Genomic DNA, 19533 nt, shown 5'->3' with positions numbered 1-19533 from the left:
CCCGGCACCTCCGAACGGAGGTGCCGGGCCCCTTTCACGCCGTGCGCTCAGGCGGTCAGCGCGGGGTCCTCCCCGACGGGCGCCTCCAGCAGCCGGCGGCGGGCGGCGCTCAGCGCCGCGTCCACGTCACGTGTGCCGGTGGACACGCACAGCGTGTACGCGAGGTCGTCCATGCGGCGCCGCGCCTCGGCGCCGTCGCGCTCCGCCTGCAGCGCCCGCAGGGTCTCGTACTGCTCCACCAGCTCGCGCAGGACCACGGGATGGGCCATCAACACGTACGGCTCCCTTCGTCGTCGGGGCGGCGACCGCCCGGTTCCACGCGCGTGTGCCCCCGTTTCGGCAGTGCATGCACGGCGTGTTCCGGCCGGATGACCCGGGACCGATCTCCTCCTGTGGATCACGGAGGGGTACTGTCGTCATGATTGCCGTACGGCAACGATCGCGGACCGGACTCGTCCAGAGGGAAAAAGGACGTACGGTCCGTGTCCGGTGCCGCGCGGTCCGTGAACGGAAACATGGTGGGGAACGAGGATGAGGCATGTCTGAGACGGCTACCAGGGACTCCTCGAACCGGGGGCGGGGTGGCCCGGCCGCGGTGAGCGAGCCCGAGCTGCGTCAGCTCCTGGCCGGACTCACCGCGGTCCGGGACGGCGACTTCGGCACCCGCCTGCCCGACGAGGCGGACGGGCTGATGGGCGAGATCTCGACGGTGTTCAACGGGATGGTCGACCAGCTCTCCCTGTTCACCTCCGAGGTGACCCGGGTGTCCCGGGAGGTCGGTACGGAGGGCACCCTCGGCGGGCAGGCCGTCGTCCCCGGCGTCTCCGGGACCTGGGCCGACCTCACCGACTCGGTGAACGCGATGGCCGGCAACCTCACCACGCAGGTGCGGGACATCGCCCAGGTGGCCACCGCGGTCGCCAGGGGAGACCTGTCCCAGAAGATCGACGTCGACGCGCGCGGCGAGATCCTGGAGCTCAAGAACACCATCAACACCATGGTCGACCAGCTCTCGGCCTTCGCCGACGAGGTCACGCGCATGGCGCGGGACGTGGGCACGGAGGGGATCCTCGGGGGCCAGGCCGACGTGAAGGGCGTCTCCGGCACCTGGCGCGATCTGACGGACTCCGTCAACTCGATGGCGGGCAACCTCACCGCCCAGGTGCGGGCCATCGCCCACGTCGCCACCGCCGTCGCGGGCGGCGACCTGTCGAAGAAGGTCGACGTCGACGCCCGGGGCGAGATCCTGGAGCTGAAGACCACCATCAACACCATGGTCGACCAGCTCTCGGCCTTCGCCGACGAGGTCACCCGGGTGGCCCGCGAGGTCGGCACCGAGGGCAACCTCGGCGGCCAGGCCACCGCCCGGGGGGCCTCGGGCACCTGGAAGGACCTGACCGACAACGTCAACGTGATGGCGTCCAACCTCACCGGACAGGTCCGGTCGATCGCCCAGGTCGCCACCGCCGTGGCCCGCGGCGACCTCTCCCGGCGGATCACCGTGGAGGCCAAGGGCGAGGTGGCCGCCCTCGCCGACACCATCAACACCATGGTGGACACCCTGTCGGCCTTCGCCGACGAGGTGACCCGGGTGGCCCGCGAGGTCGGCACCGAGGGACGCCTCGGCGGCCAGGCCAGGGTGCCGAACGTGGCCGGCACCTGGAAGGACCTCACCGACAACGTCAACTCGATGGCGAACAACCTGACCGGACAGGTCCGGAACATCGCCCAGGTCACCACCGCCGTCGCCAACGGCGACCTCTCCAAGAAGATCGACGTCGACGCCCGGGGCGAGATCCTGGAGCTGAAGACCACCATCAACACCATGGTCGACCAGCTGTCCTCGTTCGCGGCCGAGGTGACCCGCGTGGCCCGCGAGGTCGGCAGCGAGGGCCGGCTCGGCGGACAGGCCGAGGTCGAGGGGGTCTCCGGGACCTGGAAGCGGCTGACCGAGAACGTCAACGAGCTGGCCGGCAACCTCACCCGCCAGGTTCGCGCCATCGCCGAGGTCACGAGCGCGGTGGCCGAGGGCGACCTGACCCGCTCGATCACCGTCGAGGCGTCGGGCGAGGTGGCCGAGCTCAAGGACAACATCAACGCGATGGTCGGCTCGCTGCGCGAGACGACGCGGGCCAACCAGGAACAGGACTGGCTGAAGTCCAGCCTCGCCAGGATCTCCGCGCTGATGCAGGGACACCGGGACCTGGCCGTCGTCGCCGAACTCGTCATGGACGAGCTGACCCCCCTCGTCGCCGCCCAGTACGGCGCCTTCTACCTGGCCGAGGAAGGACCGGACGGCGTCGAGCTCGGCCTCGTCGGCTCCTACGGACGACCCGCCGGGGAGGAGACCCGGACCCGCTTCCGGCTGGGCGAGTCGCTCGTCGGGCAGGCCGCCCGCAGCCGCCGCACCATCGCCGCCGAGAACGTCCCCGCCGACTACGTCACGATCTCCTCGGGCCTCGGCAGCACGGACCGGGGCAGCCTCGTGGTGCTGCCCGTCGTCGTCGAGGACCAGGTGCTCGGCGTCATCGAGCTCATGTCCTTCACCCCCTTCACCTCCGTGCACCGGGACTTCCTGGAGCAGCTCATGGAGACGGTGGGCGTCAACCTCAGCACCATCGTCGCCAACGCCCGTACCGACGAACTGCTCGACGAGTCCCAGCGGCTGGCCGGCGAACTCCGCTCGCGCACCGAGGAGCTCCAGGTCCAGCAGGAGGAGCTGCAGCGCTCCAACGCCGAGCTGGAGGAGAAGGCGGCCCTGCTCGTCACGCAGAACCGCGACATCGAGGCCAAGAACCTCCAGATCGAGCAGGCCCGGCAGGAACTGGAGGACCGGGCCCAGCAGCTCGCCCTGGCCTCGAAGTACAAGTCCGAGTTCCTGGCCAACATGAGCCACGAACTGCGCACCCCCCTCAACAGCCTCCTGATCCTGGCCCAGCTGCTCGCCCAGAACCCGACCCGCAACCTCACGGCCAAGCAGGTCGAGTACGCCGGGATCATCCACTCGGCCGGATCCGACCTGCTGCAGCTGATCAACGACATCCTCGACCTGTCCAAGGTGGAGGCCGGAAAGATGGACCTCAACCCGGAGCGCGTGCCCCTGCGCAGGCTCCTCGACTACGTCGAGGCCACCTTCCGCCCCCTCACCTCGCAGAAGGGACTCGCCTTCACCGTCTCCACGGCCGCGGGCGTCCCCGTCGACCTGGTCACCGACGACTCCCGGCTCCGGCAGGTGCTGCGCAACCTGCTGTCGAACGCCGTCAAGTTCACCGAGCAGGGTGCCGTCGAGCTCCGCATCGAACCGGCGGCGGACGACGAGCTCCCCGTCTCGGTCCGCCGGGGAGGCCCCGTCGTCGCCTTCCGCGTCACGGACACCGGCATCGGCATCGCCGCCGAGAACCTGGAGGCCATCTTCGGAGCCTTCCAGCAGGCGGACGGCACGACCAACAGGAAGTACGGCGGCACCGGCCTGGGCCTCTCCATCAGCCGCGAGATCGCGTACCTGCTCGGCGGCGCGCTCACGGTCACGAGCACGACGGGAGAGGGCAGCACCTTCACCCTCCACCTGCCGGTCACGCGCGACGACTTCACGGAGCAGCCCGCCTCCGAAACCCCTCCGGCCGGCGCCCCACCGGCTCTCCCCGGCCCGGCACCGGTCCGCGGCCCCGCGCTCCTCGCGCCGGGCAACCCGGCCGCCCGCCCCACGCGACGCCTCCTGGTGATCGAGGAGCGCCCGCGAGGACTCCTCGCCGTCGTCGCGGAGAACGCGGTCACCCAGCTCGCCGCCGACGGCGGGCACGGCGAGCGGACGGACATCGAACTGATCGCGGTCGTCGGCCCGCAGGAGGCCGCCGCCGCGCTCGCCGCGCAGCCGTTCCACTGCGTGGTGCTCGACGTCGACATGGCCGACGGCGACGCCCTGCGCTTCCTGGCCGCCATGGACGGCGACGAGGCGCTGCGCACCGTCCCCGTCCTCGCCCACAACAACCGCCGCCTCCACGCCGACGAGGAGGGCACCCTGCAGGAACTCGCCCGCCGCCGTCCGATGGAGCTCCTCTCCAGCCTCGACGAGCTGCGCGAGCGGATCGCCCTGCACCTGTCCGCCGAGCAGCCCGGCGACGTCGTGCCCCTGGTCCGCGGGGACCACTGGGCCCCGGCCCCCCAGGCGATCGACACCACGCTGCACGGCCGGACCGTCCTCGTCGTGGACGACGACGCCCGCAACCTCTACGCCCTCAGCGGCATCCTGGAACTGCACGGCATGACGGTGCTGCACGCCGAGAACGGCCGGAAGGGGATCGAGACGCTCCTGGCCAACCCGGCCGTCGCCCTCGTCCTGATGGACGTGATGATGCCGGAGATGGACGGCTACACGGCGACGGCGCGGATCAGGGAGCTGCCGCAGTACGCGGACCTGCCCATCATCGCGGTCACCGCCAAGGCCATGCCGGGCGACCGGGAGAAGAGCCTCGCCTCGGGGGCCAGCGACTACGTGACCAAGCCCGTCGACGCCGACGAGCTCATCGCCTGCGTCGGCCGCTGGCTGAACGATGGATAGGCTCGTGACCGCCCCCGCCGGGCGGCCCTTCGCCCCGCGCCCGCCCGGCGCGACCCGCCCCCGTCCGTGTGGCGGCCCCGAGGCCGCCCTGACCCAGGAGACGCCGACATGAGTGGCCCCCGTTTCCGGGCCGGAGAGCCGTCCGCCGGCCTTCACGGCGACGGCGCCCCCGCGTCCGAGGCGGCCGACGGCGCGGTTCCCGCGCCCGCGGGCGAACGGCGGGCGGTGCGGGACGCCTCCGCCGAGGGCCGGCTGGCCGCCACCGTGGAACGGCTGCGCGGCGAGCTGGCCGCGGCGCACGCGGCGGCCGAGGGGCGCGCCTTGATCGAACTCGCCAAGGGCGTCATCGTCGAGCGGCTGGGCTGTGGCCCGGCCCAGGCGGCACGGCAGCTCGCGGAACTCGCCGACCGGGCCGGCCTGTCCCGGCTGGAGCTGGCCGCGGACATCATCAACCAGGCCGCCCGCGACCGGGTCGCCGAAGCCGCGGACGCGTTCGTGAGGTCGGCCTCCGGCGAGGGGGAGTCCACCGGCTCGGCCGCCGTGCGGCTGCGCACGGCGGAGAGCGCGGTGCTCGGCGCGGACGACACCCAGGCCGTCGCCGAGTCGCTGCTCACGCACGCCCTCGAACCCCTGGGCGCCGTCGCCGTGGCCATCTGGACCACCGGCCCGGACGCCTCGCTGAGCCTGCGCGGCCACGCCGGGTTCGGCCTCGACGAGGCGGCCCGCTGGCGTCACGTGCCGCCGGGGGTCACCACGGCGGCCCGCCAGGCGCTGACCGGCCGCCGCACCGTCTGGTACCCCTCCCTGGCGGTCTCCGGCATTCCCTCGATCGGACGCGCGCGCCATCCCGAGGGCGGCCGGGTCGTCGTCCCCGCCGGGACCGGAGGCCGCATCCACGGCGTCCTGGAGATCTGCTGGGACCGGCCGCTGGACCCCCAGCCGCAGGCCGTGGAACGCCAGGTCGAGGCCCTCGCGGAGCTCTGCGCCCACACCCTGGAGGGACTGCCCGAGCAGGCCGCCGCGGCGCACCTCCTCGTCCCCGCCGGGGACCCGGCGGCGGAGCTGGCCGAACTCTCCGACGGGCTCTACGACCCCGCCCTCGTCCTGACCCCCCACCTGGACGAGGAGGGGAGGCTCGCCGACTTCCGCGTCCGGCACGCCAACGCCCACTTCCAGGATCCGGCCGGCCGGCCCAGCGGCGCCGTCGACGGGGCGCTGCTCCTGGAGGCGTACCCCGCGATGGCGGGCGAGGGCGAACTCTTCGACCGGATCGAGCGGGTCTACGCCACGGGCGAGCCGTTCCGTGCGCGCCGCGTCCGGCTCACCGCGCTGGTGGACCAGGTCCCGCTCACCTCGCCGGCGGACATCAGCATCAGCCGTCACGGGGCGGCCGTCCTCCTCATCTGGCGCGTGGAGGACGAGACGGCGCGCCTCGCCGGCCTGTTGCAGCACGCCCAGCGCCTCGGCCGGGTCGGCGCCTTCGAGGAGGACGTCGTCACCGGGGACATCACCTGGCACGGCCAGCTCTTCGAGTTCTTCGGCCGCAATCCGGCGGAGCCGCCGGTCGCCCTGCGCGACCTCGCCGCCCACGCCCACCCCGACGACGCCGACGCCATCCGGCGCTTCCTCCGGACGGTGCTGAGCCGCCGGCGGGTGGGGTCCGCGGCCTTCCGCATGCTGCGCCACGACGGGGTCACCCGCCACCTCCGGGTCACCGCCGAACCCGTCCTGGGCTCCGACGACGGGATCCAGGCCGTCCGGGGGGCCTACCAGGACATCTCGGCGCAGCACTGGACCGAGGTCGCCCTCACGGCCACCCGCGACCGGCTGGCCGCCACCGAGGAGGCGGCCGAGGAGCGCAACCGGCTCACCCTCCAGCTCCAGCACGCCATCATGCCGCCGGCCAAGCCGCCGCTCGACGCGCCGGGCCTCGACGTCGGCGTCCGCTACCGGCCGGCCGAGTCCGAGTCGCTGGTCGGCGGCGACTGGTACGACGCCGTCGTGCTGCCGTCCAAGAAGGTGCTCCTGTGCGTCGGGGACGTCGCGGGCCACGGCGTGGAAGCGGCGACGAGCATGGTGGTCCTGCGCAACGCCCTGCGCGGCCTCGCCGTCACGGGCGCGGGGCCGGGACAGCTGCTGTCCTGGCTCAACAGCGTCGCCCACCACCTCACCGCCCACGTCACGGCCACCGCCGTCTGCGGCGTCTACGACCCCGAGGACCGCACCCTGCGCTGGGCCCGCGCGGGGCACCTCCCGCCGGTGCTCGTCCGGAGGGAGGAGGCGGCCGACCTGCCGCTGCTGCGCGGACTGCTGCTCGGGGCGCTCGCCGAGGCCGAGTACGAGGAGGACGAGCTGCGGCTCGAACCCGGCGACACCGTGCTGATGTACACCGACGGGCTCGTCGAGCGGCGGGACACCGCCGTCGAGGACTCCGTCGCCCAGCTGCTCACCGTCGCCCGGATGCCCTCCGAGAGCCTCGAACGACGGCTCGACCAGCTGCTGGCCCGCAGCAAGTCCGACACCGACGACGACACGTGTGTGGTCGGGTTCCAGGTGTTCTGACCTTCCGACCCCCGTACCTCCCGACCGTTCGCCCCCGTCCCCCCCCACCCGGAAAGCAGGGAACATGCCCGAGCAGGAACCGAACCTGGATGTCGGTGTGGAGATCCGTGATCCCCGCACGGCGGTGCTGTCCGTGGGGGGTGAACTGGACATGGAGACGGCCGCCCGGCTCGAGGAGCGCATGACCGAACAGCTCGGCCTCGGGCGGTGCCACCTGGTCCTCGATCTGGCCGCCCTCGACTTCATGGACTCGTCCGGTCTGAACGTCCTCCTCAGAGTGCTTCCCCGAGCGCGGGAGACCGGCGGCGACCTGCACCTCGCCGCGCCGACCCCGGCGGTGCGGCGCATCCTGGAGATCACCGGGGTGACGATGACCCTCCCGCCGCACGAGGGCGTGGCGGAGGCGCTGGTCGCGGCCGGCGCCGGGAGATGACGGAAGGACGGCCCGGTCCCGGGCCCGGGGGAGGAAGGAAGAGGAGAGCGTGCAGGAGATCGCCGACATCGAGCAGGCGCTCCGCCGGGCGGCTCCGCACCAGCTGGTGCACGTCGTCGAGGAGGCCCTGCGGAAGCACTGCGGCGCCGTGCGGGCGGAACTCCGCCTGGCGGACTACGGCTTGCGGTCGCTCCAGCTCGTCGAGCGCGTCGCCGGGGCGGAACCGTCGGTACCGATCCACGACAGCCCCCAGGGGCGGGCCTTCGGCGCCCAGGAGCCGTACGTCCTGAGGGAGGAGGAGGCGCTCCTGCTCCACCTGCCCGTCACCGTCCGCGGCGAACGGCTGGGCGTCCTGACGGCCGTCCTGCCGCCCCGGACCGATCTGCGGCCCCTGCTCCCCGGGCTCGCCCAGGTCTGCGAGGCGCTCGGCCACGAGATCCTGGTGGCCGAGCGCGACACGGACCTCTACGTCCTGGCCCGGCGGGCGACCCGGCTGACCCTCGCGGCGGAGATGCAGTGGCAGCTCCTGCCCGGTCGCGCCTGCGCCCGCCCCGAGTTCGCCCTCGCCGCCCATCTGGAGCCCGCCTACGCCATCTTCGGGGACAACTACGACTGGTCGGTCTCGGACGGCCGGCTGACCCTGACCGTCACCAACGGCATGGGGGAGGGCATCGAGGCCGCCCTGCTGACGAACCTCGCGATCAACGCGCTCCGCAACGCACGCCGGGCCGGTCTCGCCCTCGCGGACCAGGCCGCGCTGGCCGATCAGGCCGTGTACGCGCAGTACCGGGGCAGCGCCTTCGTGTCGGTGCTCCTGCTCTGCTTCGACCTGGCGACGGGCGAGGTGGAGGCGGTGGACGCGGGTTCGCCCCGGCTGTGGCGGCTGCGGGGCCACACGGTGGAATCCGTGGGCTTCGAGGCGCAGTTGCCCCTGGGCATGTTCGAGGACACCGTCTACGTCCCCGAGCGGTTCTCCGTCCGGCCGGGGGACCGCCTGCTGTTCGGCAGCGACGGCGTGTACGCCGCCGTCTCGCCCGCCGGGGAGAGCTACGGGGACCGGGCGCTGGCCCGGGCGCTCCGCGGGACGCGGCTGCTGCCGCCCTCCCAGGTGCCGCAGGCGGTGCTGCGGGAGTTGAGTGCCCATCACGGTGCCGGGCCGCTGGACGACGACGCCCTGGTCGTCTGTCTCGACTGGTACGGCACCGCGTCAACAGTTGCCTTGTGACAACTGTATCCTTGGGGCAACATCCGGCGGGTGTCCGGTGGAACGCGTCGAGGACGACCAGAGGTGGCAATGAGGACATGGGGTGCGCGGCCGGCCGGAGCCGGCGCCGTGCGGAGGTCAGGCCGAACTGACGTCCTTCAGCGGCGTGCGGGAGCGTGACGAGGCGGCCGGTCCGCTTCCCTCCAGAGCCTCGTGGAACCCGCTGAGCCCCCGCAACAGGGCCTTGCGGTTCGTCGGCGACATGTCCGCTATGACCGCGAGCAGTGCTTCCTCGCGCTGGACCCGAAGCTCCCGCAGGTACGCCTTGCCGTGGGCGGTCAGGTGCAGCTCCAGCTGCCGCCTGCTCACGGAACTGGGCAGGCGCTGGACGAACCCCAGCGCCTCCAGCCGGTCGCACATGCGGCTCACCGAGGGCGGCGCGGAGCCGAGCAGGTCGCCCAGCGTGCGCAGGCTGATGCCCTCCTCGCGGTCCAGGCTGTACAGCACGCGCAGCTGACTCGCCGAGACCGGTGTCGCCGACACCATGTCCCGACCGCGCTCCCACAGCACTTCCAACAGCTCGATGAGTTCTCGGGCGGCCTCGGCCGTCCGCTGCGCTTCCCCCGGGGGCGGGGCGGGGTTGCTCTTCATGCCTGCCGACACTCCTCGGACGTCCGGGGCCGAGGCCGTCGGCCTTCCGACGGACCGGTCATCTCCACATCTCTCCAGAAGGCGGTACGGATCCGGTGGACCGACACGTGACAGTGGAAGGCGCACTGCGCGGGGCCGCACCGCACCTCCTCCTGGACTCCCTCCGTACCAGTCTCGCGCACCTGTACGCCGCGGTCTGTGCCGACCTGCTGCTCATCGACTACGGATTCACGTCCCTGCGCCCCGTGGAACCCGTGCAGGCACCCGCGGGGATGCCGCACGTGCCCGTGGACTCGGGGCCCGCGGGCCACGTCTTCCGCACGCAGCAACCATATCTTTTCCGTGATGTCGGCCCCACGGCGACCGTTTACCTTCCCGTCACGGTCCGCGGGGACCGCTTCGGCGTCCTCGTGGTCGGCCTGCCCACGGAGCGGGCCACCCCGGAGACAGCCGACAGCCTCGCCCGGGTCGCCGAGACGCTCGGACACGCCCTGCGCGTCGCCGACCGCCACACCGACCTGTACCGCCGCACCCGCAGGACGCGCGCCCTCACCGTCGCCGGCGAGATGCAGTGGGACACCCTGCCGGGCCGGGCCTGCGCCGGACCGGCGTTCGACCTCCACGCCTACTGGGAGCCCGCCTACACCTCCGGAGGCCACCTCCTGGACTGGAGCGCGACCGAGGACGAACTCCTCCTCGTCGTCGCCGACGGCACCGGCCCCGGCACCCCCGCCGCCCTGGTGAGCACCCTCGCCCTGACGGCGATCCGCAACGCCCGGCGGGCCGGACTCGACCTGGTGACCCAGGCCAGCCTCACCGACCAGGCGCTCTACGGGCAGTACCGGGGAAAGAACCCGCTCGCCGCCCTGCTGGTCCGCCTCGACCTGGCGACCGGCGGGATCGAGGCCGTCGACGCGGGGTCGCCGACGCTCTGGCGGATCCGAGGGGCCCTGACCGAACGCATCGAGCTGGACCGCCAGCTGCCCCTGGGCATGTTCGAGGACACCGTTTACGCCACCCAGCGGCTCCGGCTCCTGCCCGGCGACCGGCTGTTCTTCGTCGCCTGCGGCACGGACGAACCCCCGTCCGCCGGACACCACGGACCGGCGGACGGTCCCGTCGCCCGCGCCCTGGCCGGGGCGGGCCGCCTGAGCGGCGCGGACGCCCCACGCGCCGTCGTCCGGGCCCTGCGCGACGCCGCCCGTGCCACACCGGACGCGGTCCTCGTGCTCTGCCTCGACTGGCGGGGACACGGGGCCGGGGCTTCGGACGGGAAAGAGGGGGCCCCGACCCGTCCCCACCGGCGGCCCCCTGAGATCCTGAGATGCCGCCGGTCGGTGTGATCCTGGTTGCGGGCGGTGTGGGATCCGAGAAGAGGGGAAAGGCGGAGTACGAGGTGCCCAACCGCGCCCACCCAACCGGACGAGGGGAGTACCAGCGCCATGACGGACGCGATCACCGCGGAGCGAGCAGCACCGGAGCCCCTGCTGTCCGCGAGCGCCGTCTACGGCGACGCCCCCCACACCGGCGCCATCGCCTCCGCCCGCGCCTTCACGTCGGACTTCCTCGCGACGGCTCCGTCCGTGCGGCGCGAACCGGTGGCGGACGAGCGGGTGGAACTGGCGCAGCTGGTGGTCAGCGAACTGGTGACCAACGCGGTCCGGCACGCGGCCGGCCCGTGCAGGCTGCTGCTGGAACTGCGCCAGGACACCCTGGAGATCTCCGTCTTCGACCGTGAGCCCGCCGCCCCCGTGCCCCGCGGGCACGACCCGCGCCGCATCGGGCAGCACGGGGTCGAGATCGTCGTCGCCGTCTGCGAGAGCCTGACCGTGGAGCCCCTCCCGGAGGGGAAGCGGGTCCGCGCGTGCCTCTCCCTCCTGCCCGAGTAGGACGACCGGGTCGGGCCCGGCAGGCCGGGGCCCGGGCCGGGTGACCCGGCCCGGGCCGACAGCGGGGACCGCGGACCCGCGGGCCCTCAACGCCGCTCCTCCGCCCCGCGGCGCGACCGCCTTCGCAGCGCACCCCGTTCGGCCTCGGTGAGACCGCCCCACACGCCCGCCGGCGGGTGGGACTGCGCCATGGCCGAGCGCAGGCACTCCTCCCGCACCGGACAGCGCCGGCAGACCTTCTTGGCCTCCTCGGCCTGCGCGAGCGCGGGCGAGCCCGCCCCCACCGGGAAGAACAGATCGGGGTCGACCTCCTGGCAGGCCGCGGCCATACGCCAGCCGTTCATGTGCGCCTCCTGGCACTCGAGTCGGGACGTGTCCTCCCGTCCGCCTGACCACTCGTCCGTGCGCGAAACCCGGTGGGGAATGGTCCGGCGCGGACGGGGCACCCGGAAGACCGACCGGGAGGAGAGAGTCGACATGACCACATCGAGGCCGCACGCCGGCGTACCCGCGAGAGCGGCGGCGGGCGAGGGCATACGGGCGGCCGCGCGGGCCGGTTTCGCGGCGCGGGGAGTGCTGTACCTGCTCGTCGGCGCACTGGCCGTCCACATCGGCCTGACCGGGACGCGCGAGCAGGCGGACCGGGGCGGGGCCGTCGCTCACGTCGCCGCCACCCCCTTCGGCACCGTCCTGCTCTGGGCCCTCGGCGCCGGCCTCGCCGGGATGGCCGCCTGGCGGCTGTCGGAGGCCGTCCTCGGCGGGTCCGGACCGGAGGGGGACAAGGCGCACAAGCGGGCCCTGTCCGCCGGGCGGTGCGTCTTCTACGCCGGCTCCGCCTTCCTCGTCCTGTCCTTCGCGGCGGGCGAGCGGGGGAGTGGCGAGGGCTCGACCGACCGCCAGAGCCGGGACGTCACCAGCCGTCTCCTCGAGCTGCCCGGCGGGCGCTGGTGGGTCGGCGCCGTGGCCGTGGGAATCCTGGCGGCCGGGGTCTGGATCGCCGGCAGGGCGGTGCTGCGGAAGTACCGCGACCATCTCGCGTGGGGGCGGCTGGGGACGTACCCGCGCCGCTTCATGGACGTGACGGGAGTGGCGGGCGGCGTCGGACGCGGCCTCGTCTTCGCCGCACTCGGCTTCTCCGGCGTGCGGGCGGCGCTCGCGTTCGACCCGAGCGAGGCCAAGGGGATGGACGACAGCATCCGCTCCTTCGCCCAGACGCCCGCGGGACCCGGGCTGCTGCTGGCGGTGGCGGCCGGCCTCGTGCTCTTCGGGCTCTTCTCCTTCGGCCAGGCGAAGTGGCGCGAGGTGTGACCCCCGCCGTCACCCGGACCTCCTCCGCGGCCCTCCGGGGACGGGCGTGACGCTCCACCACGCCATCGCCACTCCGACACCGAACACCAGAGCCAGCATGACCGGCACGACGGAATCCTTCCGGGTCGAGGACCATGTCCGAGGAACCGGATGACCCCGAACCCGGTGCCGAAACGCGGGGCCCCGCGATGAATCCGAAGGGCGGGGGAACGAGGAACAGGGAAGATGCCGGAGCCGGTTCCCGGCTTGGAGGCATCCACGCAGGAGCCGTACACGGAGGAAGTCGAGGGTGTTCTCGATCGAGGTCAGGGCGGAGGGGCGGGGCACGGTGCTGGTACTGCGCGGTGAACTCGACCACGACAGCGTCGTCCAGCTGGACGAGGCCGGACGGAGGGAGACGGCACCGGGCGGCGGGGAGGGCACCGTCGTGGCCGACCTGGGCGCGCTGACCTTCTGCGACTCCAGCGGCGTCAGCGCGCTGCTGCGGCTCTACCGGGGCCTGGAGGCCCGGCAGCGGCGCCTGGCGCTCGCCGCCGTGCCGCGCACCGTCCTCCGCCTCTTCACCCTGACGGGGCTGGACCAGATCTTCACCGTGCACCCCGACGTGCACGAGGCACTCGCCGCCGGGCGGGACATCGCCACCGGAGCCGGAGGACCGGCGCGGCAGAACGGGAAAGAGACCACATGAGGCGTGTACCGGGTCAGCAGTCACACCGGCCCGACCGGGCGGGGGACACCGGTCCGGCCGCCGCCGGCCCGGCGGACGACGACCTCAGAACCCTGTTCGGCCGGTCGGCCGCGGTCTTCGCGTCCTTCGCCGGACCCGCGCACGTGGTGGAGAGCGCCAACCCCGCCTTCTTCGGCGCGATCGGCGCCGGGCGGCGCGTCCGCACCGGCGTACCCCTCGGACGCCTGCTGTCCGACCCCGCCGACCAGGAACTCCTCGCCTACCTCGACCGGGTCTACCGGACGGGCCGACCCCACACGGGCCGCGACGCCAGGATCGTCCGGGGCGACAGGAGCCGCTCCCGGGAGGCGTTCTTCGACCTCACCTACGAACCGCGCGTCGATTCCGGCGGCAACGTCACCGGCGTCCGCGTCATCGGGGTGGAGACGACCCAGGTCAAGCAGGCCCAGCGGTTCACGGCGGAACACCGCGTCCTCCTGGAGCAGATCGCCCGGCAGGCCCCCCTCGACGAGGTCCTGGACGGAATGGCCCGGGCGATAGAGGAACTCTGGCCCGAGGACCTCGTGGTCTCCGTCCTCCTCGCCGACCACGACGGCCGGCGCCTCCGCCACGGAGCGGCCCCCGGCCTGCCCGACTTCTACAACGCGGCCATCGACGGCATCGCCGTCGGCGAGGGCGTCGGCTCCTGCGGCACCGCCGCGCACCGCCGCGCTCCCGTGATCGTCACCGACATCGCGACGGACCCCCTGTGGGACGACTTCCGAGGCCTCGCACGGCGGGCCGGAGTGGCCGCCTGCTGGTCCACCCCCGTCCTGGGGAGCGACGGCGCCCTCCTGGGCACGTTCGCCATGTACCACCGCACCCCGCGAGCCCCGCAGGAGGCCGACCTGGCCCTCGCGCGGCTCTTCGCCGACACCGCCGCCCTCGCCGTCGAACGGCAGCGGGCCGAGACGGCCCGCTGGGCCGCCGAGGCCCGGGAGCGGGCGGCCCGCGAGGACCTCGCCTTCCTCCTCCAGGCCAGCACCGCCCTCACCGTCGACCTCGACGCCGCCCAGACCCTGGAGCGGCTGGCCCACTCCTGCGCCCCGAGGCTGGCGCCGCTGTGCGCCGTCGACGTCGTGGAGAACGGGCGCCTGCGCCGCGTCGCCACGGCGGCCCCGGACGAACGGCGGCGGCGGGTCCTCGCCTCGCACCTCCCCGTCTACGACGCCGACGACGACGCCGTCGCCCGGGTCCTCGCCACCCGCGCGAGCGAGATCGCGCGGCGCGCCCCCACCGGCCCCGGCCCCTGGAAGGACCTCGGCGTGACGGGCTACCTGTGCGTCCCGCTGCTCGACCGGGGCACCGCCTTCGGCACCGTGACCCTGCTCTCCGACGAGGAGGACCCCTTCGACGGACACCGGGTGGCCCTCGCCGAGGAACTCGCCCGGCGCGCCGCGTCGGCCGCCCGCAACGCCCGCCAGTACACCCACCGGGTGACCCTCGCCCGGGACCTCCAGGCCGGCCTGCTCATGCCGGAACTCCCCGACGTGCCCGGCGCGGACGTCGCCACCTCCTACCACCCCGCGGGCGAGGGCCTCGACATCGGCGGCGACTTCTACGACGTCTTCCCCCTGGACGACGGCCGGTGGGCGTTCCTCCTCGGCGACGTCTGCGGACGCGGCGCCATCGCGGCCACGACCACCGCCCTCGTCCGCCACACCGCGCGGGCCGTCACCCCCCTCCTGCCCGGCCCGGAGGACGTCGTGGCGGCCGTCAACCGGGCCCTCGTCAACAGGCCGGGCAGCCACGGCACCGGCTTCGTCACCCTCGTGTACGGCCGGCTCACCCCGACCGGTCACGGACTGGACGTCGAACTGGTCCGGGCGGGCCACACCCTGCCCCTCCACCTCGACTCCCGTCACACCACCCGCCTCGTCGACGCCCCCGGCTCCCTGCTCGGCATCTCCCCCGAGGTGGACGTCGTCTCCCGCACCCTGCACCTCGACCCGCACGAGAGCCTGCTGCTCTACACCGACGGCATCACCGAGGCCCGCGACGACGACGGCGAGCAGTTCGGAGAGGAACGCCTCGTCGAAGCCGTCGCGGGGACCCCGCCCCGCCCCTCGGCCCAGGAGGTGGTGGACGCCCTCACCCGCGCGGTGCGCGAGTTCACCGGGGGGCAGGAGATCGACGACGACCGGGCGGTCCTCGTCCTCACCGCCACGTGAACGCCCCGGCAGGCCCGCCGTCCCCGGGGCCGGCCGGAGAGGAGACCCGCGAGGTGCACCCAGGGTGAAGCCCTCGTGTCGGAACGGTGACGATATGGCGCGGGAAAGACGGACGGCTCCCGGAAGAGCGGCTTTCACTTGATGTGCGGCACGCCCTGGGGAAGGGTAGATGGACAAGCCGACGCCGAGTGGGAAGGTGGCGGGCCACGGCACACGGGCCACGCATATGACTGTTTCCGAAGACGAATCCGGCCGATTCCGGGCCGGCCGGGGTGTCACGGGCACCTCCTGGCTCCGCTCACCCCACCCGGCGGTGGTGGCGGACCGCGAAGGGGGCGTCGTGGAGTTCAACGACGCCGCGGCCGACCTCTTTCCCCGGATGGGAGTCGGCAAGTGGCTGGACGGTGTCGTCCCGGGATGGCTGGCCGACGCCCACCGGCGACTGGCCGCACCGCGGGGCGCGCCGCCCGACGCGGCCCCCACGCGCCCCCGGGGCACGCCGCTGCGGGGGAGCCACGACGGCCGCCTCCTGAGGGCCCACCCCACCGAGTCGGGCGACGGCGACGTGGCCTGGTGGCTGGTCGACGACTCCGACCTGACCGCCGCGGAGGACGCCCTGCGGACCGAGCGGGAGCGCACCGCGCTCCTGACCGAGGCGTCCACCCAGCTGCTGTCCTCGCTCAACCCGGACCGGTGCCTGGAGAAGGCGGCGCTCCTCGCCGCGGCCCACCTCGGCGACGCGGCGCTCGTGATCTCCCCGTCCGTGCGGAACCGGTACCCCGTGGTCACCGCGGTGGGGGAGAGGTTCGACCGGAGCCAGGTCGCGATGGACCCGGCGTCCGTCCCCGGCCTGGCGGAAGCCCTCCAGGGCTTCCCCCCGGTGCCCGCCCGCTGGATCGACCCCGCCGAACTCCCGGGGTGGGCCGTCCCCGAGGCCCTCGGGGAACCTCCCGGATCCGTCGCCGTCACCTCGCTGCCCGGCCACGGCGTGCCGGCGGGCGCCCTGATCCTGCTCCGGCGCGGCGGACAGAGTGCCTTCGACGCGTCCGAGGAACTCTTCGCCCGGCTGTTCGCCGCCCGCGCCGGGGCCGCCCTGTCGGCCGCCCGCCTCTACGCGGAACAGGCGCGCGTCACCCGCGCCCTGATCGCCGAACTCCTCCCGCCGCAGCTCCACCACGTGCGGGGGGTCGACTTCGCCGGCGGCTACCGGACCTCCCAGGACACGGAGCGGATCGGCGGCGACTTCTACGACGTCCACCCCGGCACCGACGCCGGCCAGGAGACGCTCGCCGTCCTCGGGGACGTGTGCGGCAAGGGGCTGGAGGCCGCCGTGCTCACGGGCAGGATCCGCAGCACGGTCCAGGCCCTGCTGCCCCTCGCCGACGACCACCAGAACGTCCTGAGGCTCCTCAACGGCGCCCTCCTCAACTCCCGCCACACCCGCTTCGCCACCCTGGTCCTGGCCTCGGTGCGGCGCACGGACGGCCGGGTGCGGCTGCGGCTGACCAGCGCCGGCCACCCGCGCCCGCTGATCCTGCGCGCCACGGGACACGTGGAGGAGGCGGACACCGGCGGAACGCTGGTGGGCGCGCTCCCCGAGGTCCCCTGCCGCTCCGCGACCGTGCACCTGGCGCCGGGGGAGACCTGCCTGCTCTACACCGACGGCATCACGGAGGCCCGGGGCGGGCCGCTCGGCTCGTCCATGTTCGGCGAGGACCGGCTCCGGGCCGCCCTCGCCGACTGTGCCGGCCTCCCCGCCGAGGCCGTCGTCGAACGCGTGCAGATGATCGCCGGCGACTGGGTGGGCCGCGGCCCGCACGACGACATGGCGGTCGTCGCCATCACCGCCCCGCACACCACCCGCCCGTCCGCGGGGAGCGACCGCGCTCCGGACAGGAACACCGCATGAACACCCGCACCACCCCGTCCACCGATCTCGCCGCGACCCGCCGACGACTGTGGCAGGCACTCCGGGCGAGGGACGAGGCCGAGGCCACCGCCGCGGTTCTCGACGCCCATGACGAGGGGGTCCCGGCGGAGGACCTCCTGCTCGACGTGATCGGCGCCGCACAGGCCAGGCTCGGCGGGGAATGGGCCGCAGGCCGCATCGGCGTCGCCCAGGAACACGCCGCGACGGCCATCCAGGAGCGCGTCGTCGCCGCCCTCGCCCGCCGCACCCCGGCCCCCGCCGCAGCGCCCGGCCACCGCCCGGAGCCCGGAGGGTCCCCCCGGCGCGTCACCGTCGCCTGCGTGGACGGCGAATGGCACGCCCTGCCCGCCCGGCTCCTCGCCGAGGTCCTGCGCGGCCGGGGCTTCCTCGTCGACTACCTCGGGGCGCACGTCCCCACCCCCCACCTCATCGCGCACCTGCACCAGACCGGCACGGACGTCGTCGCCCTCTCGTCCTCGCTGCCGGTGCGGCTCCCCACGGCGCACGCCGCCGTCACCGCCGTCCAGGCCGTCGGCCTCCCCGTCCTCGTCGGGGGAGCGGCCTTCGGCCCCGACGGCAGGTACGCCCGCCTGCTCGGCGCCGACGGGTGGGCGTCCGACGCGCGTGCCGCCGCCGACCTCCTCGCCGAGGGCCCCACGCGCCCCGGCGGGCCCCGGACGGACCCCGCCGTCGGCCTCCCCCACCTGTCCGACCAGGAGTACACCCTGGTCACCCGGGCCCGGCCCCAGCTCGTCCGCCACGTCCTGCGGGGGCTCGAGGACACCGTCCCTGCGATGGCCTCCTACGACGAACGGCAACGGGAACGCACGGCGGAGGACCTCGCCCACATCGTCGACTTCCTCGCCGCGTCCCTCTACGCCGACGACCCCGAGCTGTTCACCGGCTTCGTCACCTGGACCGCCGGCGTCCTCCGGGCCCGCGGCGTCGCGGGGGACGCCCTGGTCGCCGCGCTCGACCTGCTCGCCCAGGCCCAGCGCGACTTCCCCCGCGCGCGGGCCCACCTCGCCGCGGGCCGCGCCGCCCTCGTCCGCGTACCGCGTCCGCCGGCCCCCGGGCCCCGCTCGTGAACACCCACGACCACTCCTTCGCGGCCGAGGCCGTCACCGCGGCGGACGGCACCCTGCGCGTGCACCTCGCCGGCGACCTCGCCTGGGACAGCGCCGACGAGCTGCTGGACGCGGTCCGCACCCGCCTCGCCACGGGGCCCCGCCCCTCGGACGTCCGCCTCGACTGCGCCCGGATGACCCTGTGCGACTCGATGGGGCTGTCCGCGCTGCTGGCCCTCCACCGGCTCGTCTCGGCGGCGGGCGGACGGCTGCACCTCGACCACAGGCCGGCCTTCCTCGACCGGCTGCTCCTGCTCACCGGCACCCACGAGCACCTGACGGGCCGTCCCGGGGCGGCGGGGCCCGCCGACAGGGTTCCGGACGGCGGGACGAGCGGCCCGGGGGGTCCCCGCTCCTGACGGACGGTCAGGCATCCGCGCGGCCTTCACGGGATCACGGCATCATCGGCGCATCCGTCTGGCGTACGGGAGGTGTAAGAGCGGCGGGACGGGTCAAGCGGACACCGCATCCGCCCCTCGCCCGCCCCCCAGCCGGAGGACCCCATGTCCCAGTCCCACGCCCCCTCGCTCCCCTCGCCGCGCGTCCTCACGCAGCCCATGGCCATGGACCTGCTCGGCCCGGACACCGCGGTCCGGATCGACACCTCCGCCGGCTACCACTCCCGCGACCCCCACGCCCTGAGCATCGCCTTCCACCTCCTGGGCGAGGAGTCCGTGGTGTGGCGGCTCGACCGGGAGATGGTCCTCGCCGGATCGCTGCGGCCCACCGGTGAGGGAGAGGTCCACCTGGCCCCCGCCCCCGACGGCAAGCTCCTCCTGAGGCTCGGCGCCGCCGGCCACCGCGCCACGATCCGGTGCGACCGGGAGGAGCTCGCCCGCTTCGTGCGCGACACCTTCGTCCTCGTGCCCCAGGGCACGGAGGAGCGCCACATCGACTGGCGGCCGCTGCTCGACTCCCTCCGGCGTTGAGGTGCGGACCGCGAACCGCCGTGCGGGGACACGCCGGGAGCGTG

Annotated in this window: 16 protein-coding genes; 13 read left to right on the top strand and 3 right to left on the bottom strand. The window is 74.2% G+C overall.

Features of this window, described 5'->3' with window-relative positions; translation table 11 throughout:
- Positions 1-47 precede the first annotated feature (47 nt).
- Positions 48-275 carry a DUF5133 domain-containing protein gene (locus ACFW6A_RS30885; protein ID WP_386644506.1) on the bottom strand — a complete coding sequence of 76 codons (228 nt, stop codon included), beginning with the start codon at positions 273-275 and terminating at the stop codon, positions 48-50.
- A gap of 263 nt (positions 276-538) precedes the next feature.
- On the opposite strand from ACFW6A_RS30885, the gene ACFW6A_RS30880 reads away from it, so the two are divergent.
- The 4 genes from ACFW6A_RS30880 to ACFW6A_RS30865 all read left to right on the top strand — a co-directional run bounded on the left by ACFW6A_RS30880 (position 539) and on the right by ACFW6A_RS30865 (position 8778).
- A complete protein-coding gene (locus ACFW6A_RS30880) occupies positions 539-4558 on the top strand; it encodes a HAMP domain-containing protein (protein ID WP_386644503.1) in 4020 nt (1339 codons plus the stop codon).
- A 108-nt stretch (positions 4559-4666) separates the two neighbouring features.
- Positions 4667-7120 carry a SpoIIE family protein phosphatase gene (locus tag ACFW6A_RS30875; protein ID WP_351854684.1) on the top strand — a complete coding sequence of 818 codons (2454 nt, stop codon included), beginning with the start codon at positions 4667-4669 and terminating at the stop codon, positions 7118-7120.
- Between the two features lie 64 nt (positions 7121-7184).
- The gene (locus ACFW6A_RS30870) at positions 7185-7553 is read left to right on the top strand and encodes an STAS domain-containing protein (RefSeq protein ID WP_351854686.1); all 369 of its coding nucleotides are present in this window, start codon (positions 7185-7187) and stop codon (positions 7551-7553) included.
- Between the two features lie 49 nt (positions 7554-7602).
- The gene (locus ACFW6A_RS30865; RefSeq protein WP_386644498.1) at positions 7603-8778 is read left to right on the top strand and encodes a PP2C family protein-serine/threonine phosphatase; all 1176 of its coding nucleotides are present in this window, start codon (positions 7603-7605) and stop codon (positions 8776-8778) included.
- 117 nt (positions 8779-8895) lie between these two features.
- Here the strand turns inward: ACFW6A_RS30865 and ACFW6A_RS30860 are convergent, their stop codons facing one another.
- Complete coding sequence (locus tag ACFW6A_RS30860) at positions 8896-9408, bottom strand: MarR family transcriptional regulator (protein WP_351854691.1); 513 nt, start codon at positions 9406-9408, stop codon at positions 8896-8898.
- A gap of 107 nt (positions 9409-9515) precedes the next feature.
- Between ACFW6A_RS30860 and ACFW6A_RS30855 the strand changes: the two genes are divergently transcribed.
- Together ACFW6A_RS30855 and ACFW6A_RS30850 are read left to right on the top strand one after the other, a co-directional pair.
- Complete coding sequence (locus tag ACFW6A_RS30855; RefSeq protein WP_351854694.1) at positions 9516-10751, top strand: GAF domain-containing SpoIIE family protein phosphatase; 1236 nt, start codon at positions 9516-9518, stop codon at positions 10749-10751.
- A gap of 99 nt (positions 10752-10850) precedes the next feature.
- Positions 10851-11297 carry an ATP-binding protein gene (locus tag ACFW6A_RS30850; RefSeq protein WP_351854697.1) on the top strand — a complete coding sequence of 149 codons (447 nt, stop codon included), beginning with the start codon at positions 10851-10853 and terminating at the stop codon, positions 11295-11297.
- An 86-nt stretch (positions 11298-11383) separates the two neighbouring features.
- Here the strand turns inward: ACFW6A_RS30850 and ACFW6A_RS30845 are convergent, their stop codons facing one another.
- A complete protein-coding gene (locus ACFW6A_RS30845; RefSeq protein WP_351854701.1) occupies positions 11384-11641 on the bottom strand; it encodes a WhiB family transcriptional regulator in 258 nt (85 codons plus the stop codon).
- Between the two features lie 133 nt (positions 11642-11774).
- Between ACFW6A_RS30845 and ACFW6A_RS30840 the strand changes: the two genes are divergently transcribed.
- From ACFW6A_RS30840 to ACFW6A_RS30810, 7 genes are all read left to right on the top strand, one after another.
- Positions 11775-12605: a DUF1206 domain-containing protein gene (locus ACFW6A_RS30840; protein WP_351854704.1), complete on the top strand. Its 831-nt coding sequence runs from the start codon at positions 11775-11777 to the stop codon at positions 12603-12605.
- A gap of 289 nt (positions 12606-12894) precedes the next feature.
- Positions 12895-13293, top strand: coding sequence for an STAS domain-containing protein (locus ACFW6A_RS30835; protein WP_351854706.1), 399 nt, complete (start codon positions 12895-12897; stop codon positions 13291-13293).
- Positions 13290-15503: a SpoIIE family protein phosphatase gene (locus ACFW6A_RS30830; RefSeq protein ID WP_386644491.1), complete on the top strand. Its 2214-nt coding sequence runs from the start codon at positions 13290-13292 to the stop codon at positions 15501-15503. The genes ACFW6A_RS30835 and ACFW6A_RS30830 overlap by 4 nt, the downstream gene beginning before the upstream one ends.
- A 226-nt stretch (positions 15504-15729) precedes the next feature.
- Entirely contained in the window at positions 15730-17412 is a 1683-nt protein-coding gene (locus ACFW6A_RS30825) for a PP2C family protein-serine/threonine phosphatase (RefSeq protein ID WP_386644488.1), read from the top strand.
- Positions 17409-18521 carry a B12-binding domain-containing protein gene (locus tag ACFW6A_RS30820; protein ID WP_386644485.1) on the top strand — a complete coding sequence of 371 codons (1113 nt, stop codon included), beginning with the start codon at positions 17409-17411 and terminating at the stop codon, positions 18519-18521. The genes ACFW6A_RS30825 and ACFW6A_RS30820 overlap by 4 nt, the downstream gene beginning before the upstream one ends.
- Positions 18518-18919, top strand: coding sequence for an STAS domain-containing protein (locus ACFW6A_RS30815; RefSeq protein ID WP_351854716.1), 402 nt, complete (start codon positions 18518-18520; stop codon positions 18917-18919). The genes ACFW6A_RS30820 and ACFW6A_RS30815 overlap by 4 nt, the downstream gene beginning before the upstream one ends.
- Positions 18920-19063: 144 nt before the next feature.
- Positions 19064-19489 carry an SsgA family sporulation/cell division regulator gene (locus tag ACFW6A_RS30810; protein WP_386483488.1) on the top strand — a complete coding sequence of 142 codons (426 nt, stop codon included), beginning with the start codon at positions 19064-19066 and terminating at the stop codon, positions 19487-19489.
- Positions 19490-19533 lie beyond the last annotated feature (44 nt).

It is taken from the genome of Streptomyces sp. NPDC058758 (genome assembly GCF_042746075.1).
Taxonomy (GTDB): domain Bacteria; phylum Actinomycetota; class Actinomycetes; order Streptomycetales; family Streptomycetaceae; genus Streptomyces.
Note: the sequence above shows the minus strand (reverse complement) of the source record. Positions and strands in the feature narration are given on the sequence as shown.